Here is an 18,080-nt window from a genome sequence, read left to right as displayed (position 1 = left end):
CTTCAGCCGGTACAGCGGCGGCATTGCGAGATAGACGAAGCCGGCGTCGATGAGCCCCCGCATGTAGCGGAACAGCAGGGTCAGCAGCAGCGTCGCGATGTGCTGGCCGTCCACATCGGCATCGGCCATCAGCACGATCTTGTGGTACCGCGCCTTCTCGAGCGAGAAGTCCTCGCCGATGCCGGTGCCGAACGCCTGGATCATCGCCTGGATCTCGTTGTTGGCCAGCGCCTTGTCGAGCCGGGCGCGCTCGACGTTGAGGATCTTGCCGCGCAGCGCCAGGATCGCCTGGGTGTGCGGGTCGCGCCCCTGCACGGCCGAGCCGCCGGCTGAGTCTCCCTCCACGAGGAAGATCTCGCTGATCGAAGGATCCTTCGACGTGCAGTCCTTGAGCTTGTCGGGCATGGATGCCGACTCGAACACGCTCTTGCGGCGTGCCGTCTCGCGTGCCTTGCGAGCGGCGATGCGGGCCGTGGCGGCGTCGATCGCCTTCTTCACGACGAGCTTGGCCTGGTCGGGCGTGCGCTCGAACCAGTCGCCGAGCTGGTCGCCGACGACCTTCTGCACGAACGCCTTCGCCTCGGTATTGCCGAGCTTCGTCTTGGTCTGGCCCTCGAACTGCGGCTCCGACAGCTTCACCGAGATGACCGCGGTGAGCCCTTCGCGCACGTCGTCGCCCGAGAGGTTGTCGTCCTTGTCCTTGAGCAGCCCCTTGGCGCGCGCGTACTTGTTGACCAGGGTGGTCAGCGCCGCACGGAACCCCTCTTCGTGGGTGCCGCCCTCGTGCGTGTTGATCGTGTTGGCGTACGTGAAGACGTTCTCGCTGTAGCTGGTCGTCCACTGCATCGCCAGCTCGAGGGCGATCTTGCGGTCGGTGTCTTCGGACTCGACTTCGATGATCTGGTCGTTCACGACATCGGCGTGCCGGCCGTGGTTGAGGTACTCGACGTAGTCGACGAGCCCGCGCTCATAGAGGAACGACTCCTCCGGCTGACGGTTGACCAGTTCGCCGTCGGCCTCGACCTGCTCAAGAGATTCGGTGCGCTGGTCGATCAGGTCGATGCGCAGACCTTTGTTCAGGAACGCCATCTGCTGGAAGCGGGTGCGCAGCGTGTCGTACTCGAAGTGCACGCTCTCGAAGATCGCGGCGTCGGGCCAGAATGTGACGACGGTGCCCGTCTCATCCGTCTCCTCACCCTGGGCGAGCGGAGCGAGCGGCGTGCCGCCGTCTTCGAATGACATGCGCCAGACGTGGCCCTTGCGGCGGACCTCGACGTCGAACCGCGTGGACAGTGCGTTGACCACCGACGAGCCGACGCCGTGCAGCCCGCCCGAGACCGCGTACCCTCCGCCGCCGAACTTGCCACCGGCATGCAGCACGGTCAGCACCACCTCGACGGTGGACTTGGTCGGGTCGGACGAGTGCGGATCGACCGGGATGCCGCGCCCGTTGTCGAACACCCGGATGCCGCCGCCGGGCAGGATCGTGACGACGATCGTGTCGCAGAACCCGGCCAGCGCCTCGTCGACCGCGTTGTCGACGATCTCGTAGACCAGGTGATGCAGACCGCGAGGACCGGTGGAGCCGATATACATTCCGGGCCGCTTGCGCACCGCCTCGAGACCCTCGAGAACCTGGATGGCATCGGCCCCGTAGTCGGTGAGAGCGGATTCCCCGGCTGTCTTCCTGGGTGCTTCGAGAGCGCTGTCAGAGGCAGATGACGTCATGGAATTCGAGTGCTCCCGTTTCGGTTTTCGGATCGCCGCCATTCTATCCGAGAAACCCCTCAGACGCCGTTGTGACGGCTCAGAAGCCCGAGAAACGGCCCCGATGGTCGTTCAGCCGTAGGTATCGCGCGGACCGCGCCCTGGAATGGCTCTGCGGCCCCATTTCCACGAGGGTACGTCCGGCCCCACGAATCGGATGCTGACGATCCCCGCCTCGGGAAGGTCGGTCGTGATGCGGGTCAGGATCTGCGCCCGCATGTACTGCAGCTGCTTGGCCCACGCCGTCGAATCGCACTGCACGGTGAGCGCACCATCGGCCAGGGCGACCGGCTGCGCATGCTGCGCTGTCTCGGCTCCCGCCACCTCCGCCCAGCGCAGGACGAGATCCTCCTGTGAGAGCCGGCCGTCCCATCCGGCCTCCCGAGTGAGGTTCGAGATCACATCGCCGAGACCGCGCGGGTCCCGGCCCGCGGTGAACGGCTGGTTCTCGTCGTCGGCGCGCCGACGCCGGCGCTTGAGGGTGCGCGCCGACGCCGGCAGACCCCGCAGCCGCAGGTAGGTGGCGACGGTCTCGGGCACGGCGCCCTCAGGTGCCGAACCCGCCGAGCCGCTACTCATCGATCTCGCCCTCCACGATCTGGCCGGCCTGCACCCGGACCACGTTCGCCCGCAGTTCCGACGGCACATCCGCATCGACCGCTGCGGTCACGATCACCTGCTCGTAGCCGCCGACCAGCCCCGCCAGACGTGCGCGTCGATCGGCGTCGAGCTCGGCGAACACGTCATCGAGGATGACGACCGGATCCCCAGTGGAGGAGTCCTCGCGCAACAGCTCGGCGCTCGCCAGCCGCAGCGCGAGCACCACCGACCACGATTCACCGTGCGACGCGTACCCTTTCACGGGCAGACCGCGCACGCGCAGCAGCAGGTCGTCGCGGTGCGGTCCAACCAAGGTGACGGCGCGGTCGAGCTCCTCGGTGCGTTTCGCACCGAGGGCGGTGCGAAACGCGTGCTCGACGTCGTCTGCGTTGCCGACGGACAGCATCCACTCCAACTCCGGGGTGTGATCTTCACCGGCGATCGCCGTGTACGCGACGTGCACGGGTTCGGCCAGTTCGCGGGTGAGCCGCGCACGCGCGACGATCAGCTCGGTGCCCAGTGCGACGAGCTTGTCGTTCCACACGTCGAGGGTGGTCAGTGCGTCACCGCGGATGCCTCGCGCCCGGGCTGACTTCAGCAGCGCGTTGCGCTGCCGCAGCACGCGGTCGTAGTCGGCGATCACCCCGGCGAACCGCGGGGCGCGCTGCACGAGCAGTTGGTCGACGAACCTGCGTCGCGCCGACGGGTCTCCCCGCACGATCTGCAGGTCCTCCGGGGCGAACAGCACGACATGTGCGTGGCGCGGAAGCTCGGCGGGGCGCACCGGCGACCCGCCGATGCGCGTCTTGTTGCTGCCCTGCCGGTTGATCTGGGCTTCCAGCGTCAGTAACCGCTCCCCGTGGGCCAGGCGTGCGCGCACGAACGCGGCATCCTTCCCCTCCCGCACGAGCGGCGCGTCGGTGGCGACCCGGTGCGAACCGAGTGTGGCCAGGAACGCGATGGCCTCGACGAGGTTCGTCTTGCCCTGGCCGTTGCGGCCGATGAACACGTTCGGGCCGGAGTGCAGCACGACATCGGCCTCCGCGTAGTTGCGGAAGTCGACCAGTCCAAGCCGCTCCACGATCATCGTTCCCACCCTAATGAGCGGGTGCGACCGCCGGAGACGACGGTCAGCGCAGCAGCAGGTTCGGCTGCAGCAGGTACTTGAACGTGTCGGTGCCGGCCTGGTCGACCGAGGTCTGGCTGGTGATCAGCACAGGGCTCAGCTTGTTCGCGTTGTCGGTCGGCGTGAAAGTGATGCGCGCGAACTCGCTGCGCACGGCGCCGAGCGCCTCGAGCAGGTACTGCGGGTTCAGTCCGAGCGTGACCTCGTCGCCGCCGAGCAGGTGCGCCTCGACGGACTCCGATGCCCGTGCCTGCTCGCTGCCCGAGGCATCCATCGTCACCGCGTCCTCGGCGAAGGTGAACCGCAGCGGGGCGGAGCGGTCGAGCACGAGCGAGACGCGACGCACGGCCTCCTGCAGGTCGGCGGTGTTCACGACGGCGTGATGCTCGGTCTGCTCGGGGAAGAGCCGCCGCACCGGCGGGAAGTTTCCCTTGATCAGCAACGAGGTGACGGTCTTGTTGCCCGCGGTGAAGGCGATGATCTCGCGATCGCCGGCACCAGAGAACGAGATCGAGATGTCGCCGCCGTGCGCAAAGGTCTTGCCGACCTCCTGCAGGGTGCGCGCCGGCACCAGGGCGCTGGTGCCTTCGTCACCGGCCGCCGATCCACCGTCCCATGGGATGTCACGCAGCGCGACCCGGTAACGGTCGGTGGCGACCAGGTTGAGCTGCGTGCCGCTGACCTCCAGCTGTACGCCGGTCAGCACCGGGGTGACATCGTCGCGCGACGCGGCGAAGGCGACCTGCGCGATCGCGGTCGCGAACTCCTCCGCGGGGACCAGACCCGATTCGCCGGTGACCTCGGGGATCGCCGGGTATTCCTGCACCGGCATCGACGCGAGGGTGAACCGGGCAGATCCGCCCGAGAGCGCGATGGCTCCATCGTCGCCCGCGGTGACCTCGATCGGCACGTTCGGCATGCGACTGGCGATCTCGGACAGCAACCGGCCATGCACGAGGATCGTGCCGGGCTCGTCGACGGTCGCCTCGATCACGGTGCGGGCCGACGCTTCGTAATCGAACGCGGCCAGGGACAGTCCCTCGTCCGTCGCCTCGATGAGCACGCCGGCGAGGATCGGCTGCGGGTTGCGCTGCGGCAGCAGCTTGACGACGAACGAGACCGCTTCGCTGAAGACATCGCGGTTGACGTGGAACTTCACCGGCACTCCCTTGTCATCGTGGGGCCATGGGCTACCCATGCTAGTGCCCGGCGCCGCGGAGGGCAGAGCCGATCCTGCTTTCGCTTACGGTCATCGAATCGATGGACCATAAAAGAAGAGAAGGTTAATGGTGTTAACGCCTGTGGGAACTGTGGAGAACTCGGCCGATGCCGGTGTTTGCAGGGAAACTACACGCGTGTGAGATGTGGACCCGGTGGGGAGCGGGTGTCGGCGAGGTGAAGAGCAGATGGATGCCAGGTGGCCCGGTTTCCACAAGGCATCCGGATCCATTCACATTCCGAGGGCGTCGATGCACAGTTATCCACAGCTTGTCCACACTGTGAAGAACGGAAATTTAGTGGTATTCGCCCGACCGTGTCAAGCGCGGATCGGGGAATATTGGCGAGGTGCTCGCTGGGGCCCGCGATTCAGCGGGTGCGGCCGAGCTGAGTGGTGATCTCGGTGACCTGGTTGTAGATGGATCGCCGTTCGCGCATGAGATCGCTGATCTTGCGGTACGCGTACATGACCGTGGTGTGATCCCGCCCGCCGAACAGTTGGCCGATCTTCGGCAGCGATAGGTTCGTGCGCTCACGACACAGGTACATGGCGATCTGTCGGGGGATGGCGATGGCCTGCGAGCGGCTCGAGCCGTACAGGTCGTCGACGGTGAGTGTGAAGTAGGTGGCGGTCGCGGCGATGATGTCGGTCGGCGAGACGATGTTCGCGTCGTCCTGGTCGACGATGTCGCGCAGGACGGTCTGCGCCAGCGACATGTCGAGGGTCGAGCGGTTGAGGTTCGCGAAGGCCGATACCCGGATGAGGGCGCCCTCGAGCTCGCGGATGTTCGACGAGACCACCGTGGCGATGTACTCGAGCACCTCGTCGGGGAACTGCAGCCGCTCGCTCTGCGCCTTCTTGCGCAGGATCGCGATGCGTGTCTCGAGGTCGGGCGCCTGCACGTCGGTGATCAGACCCCACTCGAACCGGCTGCGCATACGGTCTTCGAAGCCGGTGAGCTGCCGCGGCGGCACGTCGCTGGTGATCACGACCTGCTTGTCGTGATCGTGCAGCGTGTTGAAGGTGTGGAAGAACGCCTCCTGCGTCTCGGCGCGCCCCTGCAGGAACTGGATGTCGTCGATCAGCAGGATGTCGACCTCGCGGTAGCGCGCCTGGAAGGCCGAGCCGCGGTTGTTGGCGATGGAGTTGATGAAGTCGTTCGTGAACTCCTCGCTCGACACGTACCGCACCTTGATGCCTGGGTACATGCTGATCGCGTAGTCGCCGATGGCGTGCAGCAGGTGGGTCTTGCCGAGCCCCGAGTCGCCGTAGACGAACAGCGGATTGTAGGCCTTGGCCGGGGCCTCTGCCACGGCCACTGCGGCCGCATGGGCGAAGCGGTTCGACTGGCCGATGACGAAGTTGTCGAACGTGTACTTCGCATTCAGCCGGGTGTCGGAACGGGATGCCGCGGCGTCGCCGGCCGTGATCGTCGCCGCCGGTGGTGTGTCGACCGGTCGCGGGCCCGGGTCGGACATCACCGCCGACTGCGACTCTCGCTCGGGTGCCGCCAGGTGCGCGTCGTCGAGCTCCGGGTTGACGACGACCCGGTAGCTGGTGACCTCGCCCGCGGGGTCTGCCTTCGCCAGGGCCTCGAGGATGGAGGTGCGCATGCGCTTGTTCAGCTGTGCGGCCGTCAGATCGTTGGAGACGTCGAGATAGAGGATGCCGCCCATCACGCCCTGCGGCACAGCGAGGTCGAGATAGCCGTGCATGGGCGGCGAGACCCGCTCGTCATCGGCGAGGACGTCCAGCACCGCCGACCAGATCGGTACGTCTGGTTCGTCCTGCGGTGACATGGCCCCCCCGTGCCTGTGGATAACGACCTGAAACCACCGTAGTCTAGTGCGCGAGAGTCGATTCGGGTTTGCGATGATCGGAAAGACGACGTAGCCTTAATCGGTTGACTTTGCCTGCGGGCAAGTCCCGTCCACGTCGTCTCCGGTCGCAGAGTTCCCGGTGACCAATCCTCCGGAGTGATTTCATGAGCAAGCGCACGTATCAGCCCAACAACCGCCGTCGCGCCAAGAAGCACGGTTTCCGCGCCCGCATGCGCACTCGCGCCGGCCGCGCCATCCTCTCGGCTCGCCGCGCCAAGGGCCGCACCGAACTCTCTGCGTAGGTGCTCGCAAGGTCGAACAGACTGACCCGCGGGTCCGACTACAAGACGGTCGTCCGACGGGGAACACGGTGTGCCGGTGCGCACACCGTGTCGCATGTTCTGGCCTCGTCCGAGCATGACTCCGTTCGCTTCGGTTTCATCGTGAGCAAGCAGGTCGGCACCGCTGTCGTGCGCAATACCGTGCGCCGTCGGCTCAAGGCCGTGTGCGCCGAGGCTCTGTCCGGTGTGCGCGCCGGAACCGATGTGGTCATCCGTGCCCTGCCGTCCATCGCGAATGCGGACTATTCCGCATTGCGCGCCGAGGTGCACCGGTGCCTGAGGAGGGCGGCATGAGCGTGCTGCCGTCGACCGCTCGCGGAGACGCCACGCTGCAGGCATCCGATCTTCTGCGCAGCGTCCCACTGCTTCCGCGCAACCTCGCACTCGCCCTTCTGCACGGGTATCGCGCCACCATCTCGCACGTCTACGGCGATGTGTGCAAGTACTATCCTTCCTGCTCGGCGTACGCCGTCGGCGCGGTGCAGCAGCACGGTGCGATCGTCGGCTCGGGCCTCACCGCCCGAAGGCTGGCACGCTGCCATCCGTGGGCCGAAGGCGGTATCGACGACGTGCCCCGGCGCAGGAACTTCCGTTACGCTCTGACCCGCCACGGGTTCGTCGTACCTACCCCTGGAAAGGACTGATCCGTGGATTTCTTGGGAATCATCCTCTGGCCACTGAAATGGGTGGTCGAGCTGATCCTCGTCGCCTGGCACTGGCTGCTCACCGCGCTGGGGATGGGAAGCGCCGAGGGCATCACCTGGGTACTGTCGATCGTCGGGCTCGTCGTGGTGGTGCGCGCCGCGGTTTTTCCCCTGTTCGTGCGGCAAATCAAGTCGCAGCGCAAGATGATGGAGATCGCACCTGAGCTGAAGAAGGTGCAGGCCAAATACAAAGGCAAGCGCGATCAGCTCTCTCGTGAGGCGATGAGTCGCGAGACCATGGCGCTGTACAAGAAGCACGGCACCACTCCGGTCTCGAGCTGTCTGCCGATCCTCATTCAGATGCCGGTGTTCTTCTCGCTGTACAGCGTGCTGAGTTCGATCAAGGTGAACGCCGGCGAAGGTCTCGGTGGCGTCGGGTTGCTCTCCCCCGAGCTGACCAAGGAGTTCTACGATGCGAAGCTGTTCGGCGTCGTGTCTCTGCACGACACTCTGATCGACGCGTTCGAGGCCGAGAACACGGCGGCGATCATCCTGCTGATCACGCTCGTCGTGCTGATGATCGCGTCGCAGTTCTACACACAGCTGCAGATCATCTCGAAGAACCTCTCCCCCGAGGCCAAGACCGGTCAGGCGTACCAGATGCAGCGCATCATGCTGTTCGTGCTGCCGCTGGGATTCATCTTCTCGGGTGTGTTCTTCCCGCTCGGTGTCGTCATCTACTGGTTCATCTCGAACCTGTGGACGATGGGCCAGCAGTTCCTTGTCATCCGCGAGATGCCCACGCCCGGATCCGAGGCGGCCAAGCAGCGCGAAGAGCGCCTGGCGCGCAAGGGCAAGGCGATCGACGCGAACGGCAAGGTCGTTCCGATGGTCAAGTACGAGGCCGAGCAGCAGCGTCTGCTCGAAGAGGCCGAGCGGGCCAAGAAGCAGGCGCCCAAGCGGCAGCAGCCGATGAGCAAGCAGCGGGCCAAGAAGAAGGGCAACCGGCCGACCGGTCAGGCCGGATCGGATTCCTGATCCCGGTTCCCCGGCTTCGATGGACCCACCGACGATAAACCCAGTGACAAGGTGAGACATGTCTGACGCACGTACCGATACCACCCCGCGCGAGACCGCGACTGTCGCACAGCTCGAAGAGGAAGGCGATGTCGCCGCCGACTACCTCGAGGAGCTGCTCGACATCGCCGACCTCGAAGGTGACCTGTCGCTCGACGTGCGCGGCGGGCGCGCATACGTCTCGGTAGAGGCGGAGGAGGCGGGGTCGCTGTCTCCGCTGTCCGACCCCGACACCGTGCAGGCGCTGCAAGAGCTCACACGGCTCGCGGTGCAGTCGAGCACGGGCCGATTCTCGCGGCTGATCCTCGACATCGGGGGGTCACGGGACGCCCGGCGCAGTCAGCTCGAGCACCTGGTCGACCGGGCTGTGGAGCGGCTGGACGAAGGTGCGTCCCAGGCGTCGTTGCCGGCGATGTCGAGTTACGAGCGCAAGCTCGTGCACGATGTCGTGGCCGAGCGGGGCCTGGTCTCGGAGTCGTACGGCGAAGGCGCCGATCGACACACGGTCATCCGTCGCGCCTGAGGTCGGCGCAGTGACAGAGAGAGTGGAACAGGAACCGGATGCCGCTGCCGCGGTGTTCGGCGACCGGATCACTGTTGCGCGGGCGTTCGCAGCGGCGCTGGCCGAACACGGCGAGCCTCGGGGTCTGATCGGGCCGCTAGAGCTGCCCCGTCTGTGGAGCCGGCACATCGTGAACAGTGCGATCGTCGCGCCACTGTTCTCGGGTCGTGTCGGCGATGTCGGGTCTGGTGCCGGTCTGCCCGGACTGGTGCTTGCCATCGCACGACCTGACGTCGACTTCGTGCTCATCGAGCCGATGGAGCGCCGTGTGACCTGGCTCAACGAGCAGGTCGCCGAGCTGGGGCTCGACAATGTGACCGTGGCGCGCGCGCGCGCCGAGGACTGGCCAGGCCGCGGGTCGCTCGACGCGGTGACGGCGCGAGCTGTGAGTGCGCTGCGCACACTGATCCCACTGACGGCGCCGCTCGTGCGCAGCGGCGGAGCGCTCGTCCTGATGAAGGGCGCGAACGCCGCTGCCGAGGTCGAGGCTGCGCAGAAGCAGATCCGCCGCTTCCAACTGTCGGATGTTCGAGTCGAGGTCGTCGGCGAGGGTGTCGTGGCCGAGCCGACGCGCGTATTCCGCGCGACGGTCCGCTGATGTTTCACGTGAAACGCCGTTGACCCCCGGCCCGCCGCGGTTCCCGAGCTTTGCCGAGGGGCCACGAGCCTGTCGCCCCGCGCCTCGACAAGCTCGGCGGGCGGTGCACTGCGTTGTTGGCGGGCTCAACCGCTCGGCGAGCAGGCGACGTCTGGTTCCCCGAGCTTTTCGGTCTGTTCCCCGAGCCTGTCGAGGGGCGCCTCGAGCCTGTCGGTCTGCTCCCCGAGCCTGTCGGTCTGTTCCCCGAGCCTGTCGAGGGGCGCCTCGACAAGCTCGGCGACCGGCCTGCGTCCGCGCCACGCTGGGCTCACCTCCCCCACTCGCTCCCCGAGCCCGTCGCTCCGCGGTCCCCGAGCTCGTCAAGGCGTTTCACGTGAAACATTCCTTCACTGAGCGGTGTCCCCGCCGCTCTTCGCGGCAGCCTTGAGGTCGCCGATGCGCCCCTCGATGAGTGCGGCCTTCTTGCGGTGCCCCCACCCATGGAGTTGTCGTTCGCGGTTGTACGCATCATCGATGCGCTCGAACTGCTCGGTGTAGATCAGCCGCACCGCCCGGCGCTCCCACGTGTAGTTCGCGCCTCGCCGGGGGTCGAAGTTGTGCTCCCACTCACGGTGCTGTGGGTCTCTCCGCGTGCTGCCGGTGTAGAACGTGCCGTCGTTGCATTCCAGTATGTAGACAAAGGCCATCTCTCCAGCGTGGTTGGTGTGCCATGCTTCGATGCGCCAATGCTCGGGAAATGTGGACAGGTGACGAGTGTGCCTGGTTGTGGAGGAGTCCCCTCGGCAGGCTCGGAGACCGCGGGGACGACAGGCGTGGGGAGCCGAGGCTTGGCCCCTCGACAGGCTCGGGGAGCGAAGCACCATTCGCAGCGCTCGGGGAGCGAGGCAGTGTTCGCAGGCTCGGTGAGCTGGTACACCCGCTTGGCGAGCTGGTACACCCGCTCGGCGAGCCGTCGAGGTGGCAGATGTTTCACGTGAAACGCCTCAGACCGATCGTCGAGCTTGTCGAGACGCCCCTCGACAGGCTCGGGGAGCGACGGACAGGCTCGGGGACGACGGACACGCTCGGGGAGCGACGGACACGCTCGGGAAGCGACGGACACGCTCGGGGAGTGGAGCAGGGCAGTGCCTGCTCGCCGAGCTTGTCGAGGCGCGGCCTGTTTCACGTGAAACGCCTCGCCCGAGCCTGTCGAGGTGGGTGTCATATGTGACGAGTTCTCGATGGGGTTGGGCGGCGGGTGCGACGGGGGCCTCGACTAGAGTGGTGCGTGGCATGAACGAGCACGCGAAGAACCCCCCGTTTCACGTGAAACACCCCTCGACAGGCTCGGGGTCCCTCGACGGGCTCGGGAACCGCGAGGACAGCGCGCGGGGCGGAAGCAGTTCACCAGAGGCATCCGACGACTTCGAGATCGACACCCCGCTGGCGCGTGAGCTCGCCGACCTCACCTCCCGTCGACGGGCGCTGGAGAGCGCACACATCTCCCTGCCAGACAAGACACGCGTGCTCACCGTGTCGAACCAGAAGGGCGGCGTCGGCAAGACCACCACGACGGTGAACACCGCAGCGGCCCTGGCTTCCGTCGGTGCGCGCGTGCTGGTCATCGATCTCGATCCGCAGGGAAACGCGTCGACGGCACTCGGCGTGCCGCACAGCGCGGACACCCCCAGCGTCTACGACGTGCTGATCGACGAGTTTCCACTGTCGGATATCATCCAGACCAGCCCGGAGTCGCCGAATCTGCTGTGCGCGCCGAGCACGATCCACCTTGCGGGCGCCGAGATCGAGCTTGTGTCGCAGGTCGCTCGCGAGCATCGACTCCGCACGGCGCTCGACGAGTACCTCGCGACGAACGGCGCCGAGCTCGACTTCGTGCTGGTCGACTGCCCGCCGTCGCTCGGACTGCTCACGATCAACGCATTCGTGGCTGCGCACGAGGTGTTCATCCCGATTCAGTGCGAGTACTACGCGCTGGAGGGACTCAGTCAGCTGCTCGGCACGGTGCGCATGATCCAGAAGCACCTCAACCCCGACCTGCAGGTATCGACGATCCTCCTCACGATGTACGACGGGCGCACCAACCTCGCCCAGCAGGTCGCCCAGGAAGTGCGTTCGCACTTCCCGAAGGAGATCATGCAGACCGTCATCCCACGGTCGGTGCGGGTCTCTGAAGCACCGAGCTTCGGCCAGACGGTCATCGCGTACGACGCGCAGTCGGCCGGTGCCGTCGCCTACCGCGAGGCCGCCGTCGAGATCATCCAGCGTGGCGCCCGCGCCACACAAGCAGAAGGAGCGCGCTGATGGCGAAGCGCACAGGACTGGGCCGCGGCATCGGCGCACTGATTCCTACCTCGGAACAGACCGAGGCGCGGCCAGCCGACGTGTTCTTCAGCGGCGCCTCCGCGCCCGCCGCGACGACCGTGACGGCAGAGTCGATCGAGACGGTCGAAGAGCTGATCGCCGTGCCCGGCGCGCACCTGATGCACATCGATCCGCATACGATCGTGCCGAACCCGCGGCAGCCGCGCACGGTGTTCGACGAAGACGACCTCGCCGAACTCGTGCACTCGGTCAGCGAGTTCGGTGTGCTGCAGCCCGTCGTCGTGCGCATCAACGAGGACGGTGCCCACGAGCTGATCATGGGCGAGCGCCGTACGCGGGCCGCGCGCGAGGCAGGGCTGCAGAGCATTCCCGCGATCGTCCGCGACACCTCTGATGAACATCTGCTGCGCGATGCGCTGCTCGAGAATCTGCACCGGTCGCAGCTGAACCCACTCGAAGAGGCGTCGGCCTACCAGCAGCTGCTGGAGGACTTCGGCATCACCCAGGAGGAGCTTGCGACCCGCATCGGTCGTTCACGCCCGCAGATCAGCAACACGATACGTTTGCTGAAGCTGCCGATTCCGGTGCAGCGGCGCGTTGCCGCTGGCGTGTTGAGCGCCGGTCACGCGCGGGCGATCCTCTCGCTCACCGACGCCGACGCGATGCAGCGCCTGGCTGACAAGATCGTCGACGAGGACCTCTCGGTTCGTGCCGCTGAAGCAGTGGCGAAGGGAGTGGATGCCTCGGGCCGGCGCTCCCCGAAGCCACAGGCCGGCGCTCGCCGGGGGCACCTCGACGAGGTCGCCGAGCGACTCGGCGATCGTCTGAATACTCGTGTCAAGGTCGCCTTGACACAGAGAAAAGGCCAGATCACGATCGATTTTGCGACGATCGGAGATCTGAACCGCATCCTCGCCGAGATCGGAGAACCCGGCTACGGCGAAAACTGAACCGGGAGGCGCTTACGCTGGAGGGGTGACCGATCACGACACTCCGCTTCGCCGACGCGCCAGCCTCGAGGTGCTGCGCGCGGAGGCCGCCGACGAACGCGACGTCATCGTGTACGAGCGGCTGCGGGCGGGGGAGGATCCGTGGGAGTTCATGGAGGATCTGCCCACGGTCGACGAACTCGTCGTGCTGACGCTGCGCGGTGAGCTGATCACGGCCGGAGGCGGAACGCGGCCCACGCGCGCCGCGCACTTCCGGATGCTGCGTCAGATCGCGCTCGAGTACCCGGGTCTCACCCGTGCCGTGTGGCGCCTCGCCGGCGACGCCGAAGCGTACCGCACCTGGGATGCGACGGTGCGCACCGGCGAAGCATCCTGATCTCTACGTCAGGTACGAGGCGAGGTCCTGCTCGAGCGCGAACTTCGGCTTCGCACCGATGATCGTGGCCTCGACCTGGCCCTTGTGGAACACCTTCATCGCCGGGATCGACGTGATCTGGTACTTCGCGGCCAGGTCGGGGTTCTCGTCGACGTTGAGCTTGAGCACCGTGATCTTGTCGGGGTTCTCGGCCTGGATCTCATCGAGCACAGGCGCGACCATGCGGCACGGTCCGCACCACGCGGCCCAGAAGTCCACCAGCACAGGGCCGTCGGCCTCGAGCACGTCCTGCTGGAAGGTGGCGGAAGTGGTCGCCTTGGCGGTCATGTCAACTCCTTGTCCCCGAACGTCGTGCCCGGAAGTCTCAGTCGGTCAAACGCGCGCGGCGCGCGGATTGTTCCTAGGCGGCGGGGTGATCCTCGAGCTCCGCGGCCTCGGTGGCAGGCTCACCGGCCGCACCGAGCGCGGCCAGGTAGTGCTCGGCATCGAGTGCCGCGACCGTCCCGCTGGCGGCGGCGGTGACAGCCTGGCGGTAGGTCGGGTCGACGACGTCGCCGGCCGCGAACACCCCGGGCAGCGACGTGCGCGACGAGCGACCCTCGACGGCGATCGTGCCCTCGGGCGTGAGGTCGAGCTGCTCGTGCACGAGGTGCACGCGCGGATCGTTGCCGATCGCGACGAACACGCCCTCCACGGCGAGCTCGCTCTCGGTGCCGTCCACGGTCGAACGCAGTCGAACGCCCGAGACCGCGTCGTCGCCGACGATGTCGAGCACCTCGCTGTTCCAGACGAACTCGATCTTGTCGTTGGCGAACGCGCGATCCTGCATGATCTTCGAGGCGCGCAGGCTGTCGCGGCGGTGGATGACGTACACCTTCGACGCGAAGCGGGTGAGGAATGTGGCCTCCTCCATCGCAGAGTCGCCGCCTCCGACGACAGCGATCGTCTTCTCGCGGAAGAAGAAGCCGTCGCACGTCGCGCACCACGACACGCCGTGACCAGAAAGTCGCTCCTCACCGGGGATTCCGATCTTGCGGTAAGCGGATCCGGTGGCGACGATGACGGTGGATGCCTCGTGCACGGCGCCGCTGCCGAGAGTCACCGTCTTGACCGACCCGGCCAGATCGAGCGACACGACGTCGTCGAAGAGCACCTCGGCGCCGAACCGCTCGGCCTGCGCCTGCATCTTGTCCATGAGCTCGGGGCCCTGGATGCCCTCGGGGAAGCCGGGGTAGTTCTCGACGTCGGTGGTGTTCATCAGATCGCCGCCGGCTTCGACCGAGCTCGCGACGACGAGCGGCTCGAGGTTGGCGCGGGCAGCGTAGACGGCCGCGGTGTACCCCGCGGGGCCGGATCCGATGATGATGACCTGACGCACAGCGAGCGCCCCTTCCGTAGCTTCGACGACCTCAACACATGGTAGCCGCGCGGCATTCCGGGTCAGCGCTTCGGCAGCACCCGTCGCAGCATGCCCGTCGCCACCGACAGCTCGGGTGCGCGCAGCACGAACAGCAGGGCGACGTAGATGACCGCGGCCGCGAGGGCGATGATCGCCGCCCCCACGGCACCGAGCAGTTGCGACGACGTCGTCCACCCGCCGACACCGCCCAGCAGCAGGAACACGCCCCACCCGACCAGACCCGCCGGCACGGCGGCCAGCACGAACCGGGCGAGCGACAGCATCCATCTGCGCACCTTCAGGTCGCCCACCACCCGCCGCAGCAGGACCGTCGCGAGAATCACCTGCACGAGGATCGAGAGCGACTGGCCGAGCGCGACACCGGCGGTGCGGATGTCGGCCGGCAGCGAGAGGGCGACCAGGGCGAGGCCTGCGGCGATCACCGCCTGCACGAGCGTGAAAACGAACGGCGTGCGCGTGTCGTTGTACGCGTAGAACGTGCGCTGCACGGTGAAGAGGATGCCGATCGGGATGAGCCCCACGAGCAACCCGCCGAGCACGATGGCGGCCTGCACGGCCTGGTCGGACGATGTGGTGAACACGCGCGAGGCGGGCACGGCGGCGGCGGCCAGGGCGGCGGCCGACATCACGATGAGCAGTGTGATCGATCGCACACTGGCGCTGACGTCTTTGGGCACCTCGCTCTGCCGCCCAGCGGTGACGTGCTCGCTCAGCCGGGTGAAATACGGGGTGCCGATCGACAGGGCGATGACCGAGTACGGGAGGATGAACAGCAGGGCCGCGTTGCCGGCGATCGCCTGGCCGGGTTCGTGCGCATCGGACGCGGTGGAGTACACGATCGACTGCACGAGCGCGGCCAGCTGCGTGACCAGCACCATGAGGAAGGTCCACCCGGCGAGCTGCCCGATGTTGCGCAGACCCATGCCGCGCCAGCGGAAGTCGGGGCGCAGCCGCGCACCGGTGTGACGCCAGAACAGCAGCAGCACGGTCGCCTGCAGCACGATGCCGAGCGTCGCGCTCGCACCGATCACCGTGATCATCTCGGGCGTGACGGCGGATACGGGCCACTCCCCACCGCCGAAGAGCACGATGAACAGCCCGAACCCGGCGATCGAGACGACGTTGTTGACGATCGGCGCCCATGTGAACGGGCCGAACACCCGCCGCGCGTTGAGCGTCTCGCCGACGAGGGCGTAGAACCCGTAGAAGAAGATCTGCGGCAGGCACCAGTACGCGAACGCGATCGCCAGGGTGCGCTGATCGTCGGGGAACGCCGGGGCGTAGGCATCCACCAGCAGCGGAGCGCAGGCCACCGACACGCCGGTGACGATGAGCAGGATGACCGCGCCGAGCGTGAACAGCTTCGAGATGAACGCCGAGCCCCCGTCGGCGGCCTGACTGGCGCGCACGATCTGCGGCACGATCACCGCGGTGAGGATGCCGGTCGACACGATCATGTAGATGGTGTTCGGCAGCTGGTTGGCCACGAAGAACGCGTCGGCCGTCGCCGCGGCGCCGATCGCCGAGACGAGCACGATCGACCGCAGCAGCCCCGTGACCCGCGAGACGAGGGTTCCGGCGCCGATCAGCAGGCTCGCCCGGCCGACCCCGCTCACGAGGACTCCTCGTCGGGCGGGGGGCCGGAAGCATCCACTTCCTCCGTCTTGCGGCCGCCGCGCCGCCGCAGGATCGTGCGCACGAGCCCCAGCGCGACGAAGCCGCCCACGAGCACCAGCACGATCGTGACGCCGATGCCCTCCCAGTCGGCGCGCACCGACACCTCTGCCGCCTCGGCGGGGCCGATGCGTACGCCGTTGGCGCTGCGCAGCTCGAGGTCGAGCGTCACCTCGCCGTTGCCGATGCGTGCTTCGACGGGCACCGCGACGCGCGTGTTGCGGTTGGGCATCGCATCGTCGACGGGCGTCGCGCGCTGCACGTCGAGGCGCAGATCGTCGGGTGTGGTGAACAGCACGACGTTGACCGGATACGGCAGCTCGTTGCGCACCCAGAACTGCAGCGGGGCGCTCGCGTTGAACAGGTTGATATGGCTCGGCGGCACGATCGAGACGGCGCCGAGGGTCGTGGTGGTGGCCTCGCGATGCTCGCGGGCCGCCTGCATCCACGCCGCCGCGTCGGCGATCCACGCGACGCCGAGCAATTGCAGCAGTTCGGCGCGCTCGCGCCCCGTGAGCACGGTCGGATCGGTGAGAATCGTCGCGAACGCGGTGAGGCGGCGTTCGTCGTCGAACAGAGTGGATGCCTGCGCCACCCGCGCCGGATCGATCGCCGACTCGCCGACCGTCACCGTGCGCGGGGGCGCGTCGACGAGCTCGACGAGCGCCGCGGGTCGGGTCGTCGGCAGCTCGGTCGCGGTGCGGATCGCCGCCGAAAGCGCGATGCGCGACCGGTCGGCGCCACGGTCGAGGGCGACGAGCACGGGGGTGTCGCCCGCCCCCCGCATGACCAGCTCGAGCAACGCGGTTGCTGCGGCGAGGTGGTGCCCGCGCAGCACGTTCTCGTCGGTGGCGGCGGCCGCACTGAGGGCGGTCGACACCGCCGTGTCGTAGGCGAGGGCTGCGGCACCCGTCTCACCGACGGCGACGCGCGCTCCCGTGCCGGCGCCGACCGCCGACGACGGGACGATCGTGATGCCGGCCGGCCCGCCCTCCGGCGAGCCGAGCGATTCGACAACCGACTGGTCGACGAACGACCCCTCGGGCCAGTACCGGTCGCTGCGGGCGGCGCCGATGTCGAGCAGGGCCTCGAGGCCGGGAAGCGTCGGATCCGGGGGCGGCTCCGTTGCCGACGGCTCGGGCGACGGGGTGACCTCGGGGGAGTCGGTCGCCCGCAGATAGCTCTGCAGCGAGAGGGGCTGCAGCGGGGCGTCGACACCTGCGGCCACCTGCGTTGCGACGTCGGCATCGCCGTACTGCAGCGCGAAACGGGTGTTGGGCAGTGCATCGAGGCTCAACAACCACGCGACCGCCGACTCGGGTGCGGCCGTGCCCAGCACCCGGATCGATGCGGCAATCGCCGGGTCGACCGCGAGCACCGCGTCTGTGCCCGACACGGCGGCGAGCTGCTCGGTGAGCGAGCCGACGGGCGCGGTGAGCGCCGAGAGCTCGTCGGCGGAGAGCACCCCGGCGGTGTGGGCGCCGGCGCTGATCGGCAAGATCACGCCCACGGGCGTAGTGGTACCGGACTCGCGGGTGACGATCATCACGCTCGTCGACACGACCTGGACGCCCTGTCGCTGGT

19 protein-coding genes are annotated in these 18,080 nt (G+C 67.5%); 9 read left to right on the top strand and 10 right to left on the bottom strand.

Features of this window, described 5'->3' with window-relative positions; genetic code table 11:
* From ACK5IN_RS03815 to dnaA, 5 genes are all read right to left on the bottom strand, one after another.
* Positions 1-1,728 (bottom strand): DNA gyrase subunit B (locus tag ACK5IN_RS03815; RefSeq protein WP_416894891.1); only part of this gene is annotated, 1,728 nt, incomplete at its 3' end.
* Positions 1,729-1,839: 111 nt separating this feature from the next.
* Positions 1,840-2,346, bottom strand: coding sequence for a DUF721 domain-containing protein (locus ACK5IN_RS03810; protein WP_416894890.1), 507 nt, complete (start codon positions 2,344-2,346; stop codon positions 1,840-1,842).
* A complete protein-coding gene (gene recF, locus ACK5IN_RS03805; RefSeq protein WP_416894889.1) occupies positions 2,339-3,454 on the bottom strand; it encodes a DNA replication/repair protein RecF in 1,116 nt (371 codons plus the stop codon). The genes ACK5IN_RS03810 and recF overlap by 8 nt, the downstream gene beginning before the upstream one ends.
* A gap of 43 nt (positions 3,455-3,497) precedes the next feature.
* Positions 3,498-4,652 carry a DNA polymerase III subunit beta gene (dnaN, locus tag ACK5IN_RS03800; protein WP_416894888.1) on the bottom strand — a complete coding sequence of 385 codons (1,155 nt, stop codon included), beginning with the start codon at positions 4,650-4,652 and terminating at the stop codon, positions 3,498-3,500.
* A gap of 428 nt (positions 4,653-5,080) precedes the next feature.
* Complete coding sequence (dnaA, locus tag ACK5IN_RS03795) at positions 5,081-6,511, bottom strand: chromosomal replication initiator protein DnaA (RefSeq protein ID WP_416894887.1); 1,431 nt, start codon at positions 6,509-6,511, stop codon at positions 5,081-5,083.
* 185 nt (positions 6,512-6,696) lie between these two features.
* Between dnaA and rpmH the strand changes: the two genes are divergently transcribed.
* From rpmH to rsmG, 6 genes are read left to right on the top strand one after another with little or no spacing between them, the layout of a single operon-like run.
* Positions 6,697-6,834 (top strand): 50S ribosomal protein L34, encoded by a 138-nt coding sequence (rpmH, locus tag ACK5IN_RS03790; RefSeq protein ID WP_248242477.1) that lies wholly within the window; start codon positions 6,697-6,699, stop codon positions 6,832-6,834.
* The gene (rnpA, locus tag ACK5IN_RS03785) at positions 6,835-7,167 is read left to right on the top strand and encodes a ribonuclease P protein component (RefSeq protein ID WP_416894886.1); all 333 of its coding nucleotides are present in this window, start codon (positions 6,835-6,837) and stop codon (positions 7,165-7,167) included.
* The gene (yidD, locus tag ACK5IN_RS03780) at positions 7,164-7,517 is read left to right on the top strand and encodes a membrane protein insertion efficiency factor YidD (RefSeq protein WP_416894885.1); all 354 of its coding nucleotides are present in this window, start codon (positions 7,164-7,166) and stop codon (positions 7,515-7,517) included. The genes rnpA and yidD overlap by 4 nt, the downstream gene beginning before the upstream one ends.
* Before the next feature lie 3 nt (positions 7,518-7,520).
* Positions 7,521-8,555 carry a membrane protein insertase YidC gene (gene yidC / locus ACK5IN_RS03775; protein WP_416894884.1) on the top strand — a complete coding sequence of 345 codons (1,035 nt, stop codon included), beginning with the start codon at positions 7,521-7,523 and terminating at the stop codon, positions 8,553-8,555.
* Positions 8,556-8,613: 58 nt separating this feature from the next.
* A complete protein-coding gene (locus ACK5IN_RS03770) occupies positions 8,614-9,117 on the top strand; it encodes a protein jag (RefSeq protein ID WP_416894883.1) in 504 nt (167 codons plus the stop codon).
* A 10-nt stretch (positions 9,118-9,127) separates the two neighbouring features.
* On the top strand, positions 9,128-9,754 hold the full coding sequence (gene rsmG, locus ACK5IN_RS03765; RefSeq protein WP_416894882.1) for a 16S rRNA (guanine(527)-N(7))-methyltransferase RsmG: 627 nt from the start codon (positions 9,128-9,130) through the stop codon (positions 9,752-9,754).
* Positions 9,755-10,140: 386 nt separating this feature from the next.
* Here the strand turns inward: rsmG and ACK5IN_RS03760 are convergent, their stop codons facing one another.
* Positions 10,141-10,440 carry a GIY-YIG nuclease family protein gene (locus ACK5IN_RS03760; protein ID WP_416894881.1) on the bottom strand — a complete coding sequence of 100 codons (300 nt, stop codon included), beginning with the start codon at positions 10,438-10,440 and terminating at the stop codon, positions 10,141-10,143.
* Positions 10,441-11,026: 586 nt separating this feature from the next.
* Here ACK5IN_RS03760 and ACK5IN_RS03755 point away from each other — a divergent pair.
* From ACK5IN_RS03755 to ACK5IN_RS03745, 3 genes are read left to right on the top strand one after another with little or no spacing between them, the layout of a single operon-like run.
* Complete coding sequence (locus tag ACK5IN_RS03755; protein WP_416894880.1) at positions 11,027-12,055, top strand: ParA family protein; 1,029 nt, start codon at positions 11,027-11,029, stop codon at positions 12,053-12,055.
* Positions 12,055-13,026, top strand: coding sequence for a ParB/RepB/Spo0J family partition protein (locus tag ACK5IN_RS03750; RefSeq protein WP_416894879.1), 972 nt, complete (start codon positions 12,055-12,057; stop codon positions 13,024-13,026). The genes ACK5IN_RS03755 and ACK5IN_RS03750 overlap by 1 nt, the downstream gene beginning before the upstream one ends.
* 25 nt (positions 13,027-13,051) lie before the next feature.
* Entirely contained in the window at positions 13,052-13,402 is a 351-nt protein-coding gene (locus tag ACK5IN_RS03745; protein ID WP_416894878.1) for a tryptophan synthase subunit alpha, read from the top strand.
* 3 nt (positions 13,403-13,405) lie between these two features.
* On the opposite strand, the gene trxA is transcribed toward ACK5IN_RS03745, so the two are convergent.
* The 4 genes from trxA to ACK5IN_RS03725 form a co-directional block, all read right to left on the bottom strand.
* Entirely contained in the window at positions 13,406-13,729 is a 324-nt protein-coding gene (gene trxA, locus ACK5IN_RS03740; RefSeq protein WP_416894877.1) for a thioredoxin, read from the bottom strand.
* Positions 13,730-13,802: 73 nt separating this feature from the next.
* On the bottom strand, positions 13,803-14,780 hold the full coding sequence (trxB, locus tag ACK5IN_RS03735) for a thioredoxin-disulfide reductase (RefSeq protein ID WP_416894876.1): 978 nt from the start codon (positions 14,778-14,780) through the stop codon (positions 13,803-13,805).
* A gap of 62 nt (positions 14,781-14,842) precedes the next feature.
* Positions 14,843-16,438 carry a murein biosynthesis integral membrane protein MurJ gene (gene murJ, locus ACK5IN_RS03730; protein ID WP_416894875.1) on the bottom strand — a complete coding sequence of 532 codons (1,596 nt, stop codon included), beginning with the start codon at positions 16,436-16,438 and terminating at the stop codon, positions 14,843-14,845.
* The coding region (locus tag ACK5IN_RS03725) for a DUF6049 family protein (RefSeq protein ID WP_416894874.1) at positions 16,435-18,080 on the bottom strand (1,646 nt) is incomplete at its 5' end. The genes ACK5IN_RS03725 and murJ, both read right to left, overlap by 4 nt.

Source organism: Microbacterium sp., assembly GCF_047971895.1.
Classification (GTDB): domain Bacteria; phylum Actinomycetota; class Actinomycetes; order Actinomycetales; family Microbacteriaceae; genus Microbacterium.
The sequence above is the reverse complement of the archived record's forward strand: the minus strand, read 5'-3'. Positions and strand labels throughout refer to the sequence as shown.